The organism is Dietzia timorensis, assembly GCF_020742175.1.
Classification (GTDB): domain Bacteria; phylum Actinomycetota; class Actinomycetes; order Mycobacteriales; family Mycobacteriaceae; genus Dietzia; species Dietzia timorensis_A.
Genome location: NZ_DYXM01000155.1, coordinates 1 through 3,395, shown reverse-complemented (window position 1 = coordinate 3,395; position 3,395 = coordinate 1). Strand labels below are relative to the sequence as shown.

General features: G+C 59.1%; 4 protein-coding genes and 1 pseudogene. 2 read left to right on the top strand and 3 right to left on the bottom strand.

The annotated features are described in order from the left end of the window. Positions 1 to 417 (bottom strand): GIY-YIG nuclease family protein (locus tag K8V11_RS08380; RefSeq protein ID WP_303912675.1); only part of this gene is annotated, 417 nt, incomplete at its 3' end. After that, complete coding sequence (locus K8V11_RS08375; RefSeq protein ID WP_303912672.1) at positions 398 to 724, bottom strand: nucleotide pyrophosphohydrolase; 327 nt, start codon at positions 722 to 724, stop codon at positions 398 to 400. The genes K8V11_RS08380 and K8V11_RS08375, both read right to left, overlap by 20 nt. Positions 725 to 1,408: 684 nt before the next feature. On the opposite strand from K8V11_RS08375, the gene K8V11_RS08370 reads away from it, so the two are divergent. Further along, positions 1,409 to 2,284 carry a Bax inhibitor-1/YccA family protein gene (locus K8V11_RS08370; RefSeq protein WP_303912670.1) on the top strand — a complete coding sequence of 292 codons (876 nt, stop codon included), beginning with the start codon at positions 1,409 to 1,411 and terminating at the stop codon, positions 2,282 to 2,284. A 152-nt stretch (positions 2,285 to 2,436) separates the two neighbouring features. Then, on the top strand, positions 2,437 to 3,135 hold the full coding sequence (locus tag K8V11_RS08365) for a hemolysin III family protein (protein WP_303912667.1): 699 nt from the start codon (positions 2,437 to 2,439) through the stop codon (positions 3,133 to 3,135). A gap of 32 nt (positions 3,136 to 3,167) precedes the next feature. On the opposite strand, the pseudogene K8V11_RS08360 reads toward K8V11_RS08365, so the two are convergent. Beyond that, a pseudogene (locus K8V11_RS08360) lies at positions 3,168 to 3,395 on the bottom strand (sterol desaturase family protein); the annotation flags it as partial.

Sequence of the window (3,395 nt, the reverse complement as noted above, 5' to 3'; positions counted from 1 at the left end):
AATCGTGCGGGTAAACAGGCCTTCCGACCGAAGTCTGTCAAATATATCGGGGAATACTTCTCGGTAAAGAGACCGATTGTAATAATCGGCGTTTGTGATTCCTTCGTTCCGATTTAAGACAGAGTATTTTCCATCTCCGGCGGCAAGTCGGATGAGATAGCTTTCAAGATCGAGACAAGCCGACTTGTTGAAGGTTTCATCAACAATTACGCGTGCATATTTTAGTGCTTGTTTTTTGCCGGAGTCTATGTGTTGCCGTAAACGGCCGGATCCGTTTACCGATTCGCCAATGTAAATAGTGGAGTCGTTGTCAAGGGTGTAGACAACGGGCCAATTTTTATGATGTGGGTCTTCTTTGGCCCATGCTTCGACCGATTCGGCATTAAATGCGAACCGGTCAATGCGAAAGCTTGTCATATTTGTCGCTGCGTCCTTTGGCGATCGAAACCGGATATTTCTCTTCGGTAATGGCCAACTTCTCTAGGATTAGTTCTTCAGGTACTTCTTCAAGCTGATCCGCTAGCAAGTATGAGTAAGTGAGGACGTCGGCTAGTTCCAAGCGGAGGGAGTCGATGTCCGGCTCTGCGGTCCATTGAAAGCACTCTAGAAGTTCGGCTGCTTCAATGGCTATCGATTTGGCGAGATTCTCAGCACTGTGAAATTGCCCCCATTCCCGCTCTGCCATGAACTTTCGAAGAACGTCTCTGGTGTTCGGGTGGTCCATGTGCAGTATGTAACCATGGTCAAGGCGTCTTCGTTGGAAAAGACCTGGAAGTTGGTCTTGGGAGGAGGTTTCACCGGGTCCTGGCCGATTGGACTTGGTGCGCAGAGTGCTTTTTCCCATCCTTTGGGGCAGTAGCTGCTTTTCCGGCGTTGGAATTGATGCGTGGGCCCCGTGAGATGGGAGCGCCCGGCGCGCTATTTGCGAGTAACTTGAGGTAATCACTGGTTGATGAGGCCTTGTTTCCGGAGATCTTTCTGTGTCGGACTCCGTATGGTGACTGCTAAAGCCGAGCGGCCGCGGGTACTCCCCGCGTGTCCGATCTCTATTGCTCATTGCCGTCACTTGTACGACGTGTGGTGGTGAACGTAGGGATTGGATCCAGCTGTTCCTTCTTCACGCCTACGGGATCGGCAACCGGGACGAACGGGCGACGGCTAGTCGACCGAGGGTGGGCGTGAGCATCGGGAGGCTTCGACGTCATGCATGAAGGTAAACGTGGGGCGGGGTAGGCGCGCGAGAATGCAATAAGCAATTCTCGACAAGCTGGCCTGTCTCGGGAACTTCTGGGCGCCTTAGGTCGTTCTAATGAACGTAGATTGGTCATCAGTACGTATAGATCGACAATAAATCTCGTCTAGGGAAGGCAGAACAGTGCTCGGAAGCTCGAATCCAGTATTCAACAACATGAACGAGCAGGTGCAGCGCGGCGGCATCGGCACCGCGCAGCGTGGTGGCCAGGGTGGCTTCGGCCAGCAAGGCCAGCAGGGCAGTTACCAGGGCTTCGCCCAGGGACAGCAGTTCGCGCAGCAGGCGGCCTTCCGTCAGGGGTACGAACAGCCCGGCTACCAGCAGCAGGCGCCGGCCAGCGAGCGGCCGATGACGATTGACGACGTCGTCACCAAGTCGGCGATGACGCTCGGCATTATCGTCGCGCTCGGCGCGGTCGCGTTCTTCCTTTCGCAGAACAACCCGGGACTAGCGCTTCCGTTCCTTTTGGTCGGAGGCATCGGCGGGTTTATCACCGTGCTCGTCGCGACGTTCGGCAAGAAGATGGGCTCCGCGCCCGTCACGCTGATCTACGCGGCGTTCGAAGGCCTCTTCGTCGGTGCGTTCTCGCTAGTGATCCCGTCGGCGTACGGCGTTGCCGGAGCCTCGATCCCGACGCTCGTGTTCCAGGCGATCATCGCCTCGATCGCCGTGTTCGCAGGCATGCTGTTCGTGTACAAGACCGGCGCGATCCGCGTGACCCCGCGGTTCACCCGCTTCATGACCGCCGCCATCATCGGCGTCGCGCTAATGGCGCTGATCAACTTCGTTGCAGCGATGTTCTTCGGCTTCAACCCGCTGCGTGACGGCGGACCGATCGCCATCATCTTCTCGCTCGTGTGCATCGGCCTCGCGGCGTTCTCGTTCCTCATGGACTTCGACAACGCCGACAAGCTCGTCCGCGCCGGAGCGCCTGCGAAGATGGCGTGGGGCGTCGCCCTCGGTCTCGCCGTGACCATCGTCTGGCTCTACACCGAGATCCTCCGCCTCCTCGCAATCTTCAACAACGACTAGCTCGCAGGACCACCGTTGGCCTGTAAAAGAACGCGGCCCCTTCACCAGGAGGGGCCGCGTTCGGTCGTTCCTGTCACCTTTCTCCCCGCGCACGAGCCCGCAGTGGCAAAGTTAAAGAACGTACACAACTACCTCGGCGAAGAAGGAGTGCAGTGAAATCCCGTTTCAAGCCACCCGTGTTCGACCGAGGGCCAAGGCCCCAATTGCGCGGTCATCTGCACTCCGAAGCCGCATGGTTCTTCGGCGGCTCCGGCGTTGCGCTCATCGCCTTCGCCGCCGCGACGTCTCGGGCGTCGTGGCTGACGTTCGCCGTCGTCATATATTCGCTGTGCCTCGTCGGGATGCTCGCCACCTCCGCGACGTATCACCGATTCCCCTGGCGCAGTGAACGCGCCGTAGTCGCCTGGCGCCGCGCCGACCATGCCGCTATTGCCGTGTTCATCGCAGGCACCTACACACCGGTCTTTATCGGAGCTTCCGACAGCCCGCAGAGGTTCATCATTCTCGGGGTGTGCTGGATCGCGGCACTGCTCGCCGTCGCACTCAATGTCGTGTGGATCGATCACCCCAGGTGGCTGTCGGTCACCGTCTACCTCGTGCTCGGCTGGATCGCCGTGTTCGACCTTGGTGGGCTCATCGAGGGGCTAACGGTCCCGGCGATGGTGCTGATCCTCGTCGGTGGCGCGATCTACTCGCTGGGCGCGCTCGGCTATGCGCTCAAATGGCCGAACCCCAGCGAGCGCTGGTTCGGTTTCCACGAGGTCTTCCACGCTGCGACGATCGTCGCCGCCGGGCTGCACCACATCGCCATCTGGATCGTCGTGTTCGAGGCGGTCACTGTCGGCGGTTAGCCGGAAAACCACTTCGGGGCCTAGAAGCCCCGCTATCCCGTGGACCGCCGGTTGTCGTAAGCCCAGCCCGGACCGCGCAGCAGGAACGACCAGCGTTCGCGCCACGACTCCGATACCGCGACATCGCGCGCGATCGCAATCCACTCGGTGCCGAACACCCGTACCGGGTTGAAGGTGTCGATGTTTTTCGTCAGCCCATAGACGACCCGCGCATCCTCCGGCTCGAACGTGCCGAAAAGCTTGTCCCACACGATGAGGAT

Bases quoted from the DNA above. Each gene is read 5' to 3' on its own strand.
- K8V11_RS08370 (WP_303912670.1), top strand. From the start codon at position 1,409: ATGAACGAGCAGGTGCAGCGCGGCGGCATCGGCACCGCGCAGCGTGGT.
- K8V11_RS08375 (WP_303912672.1), bottom strand. From the start codon at position 724: ATGGACCACCCGAACACCAGAGACGTTCTTCGAAAGTTCATGGCAGAG.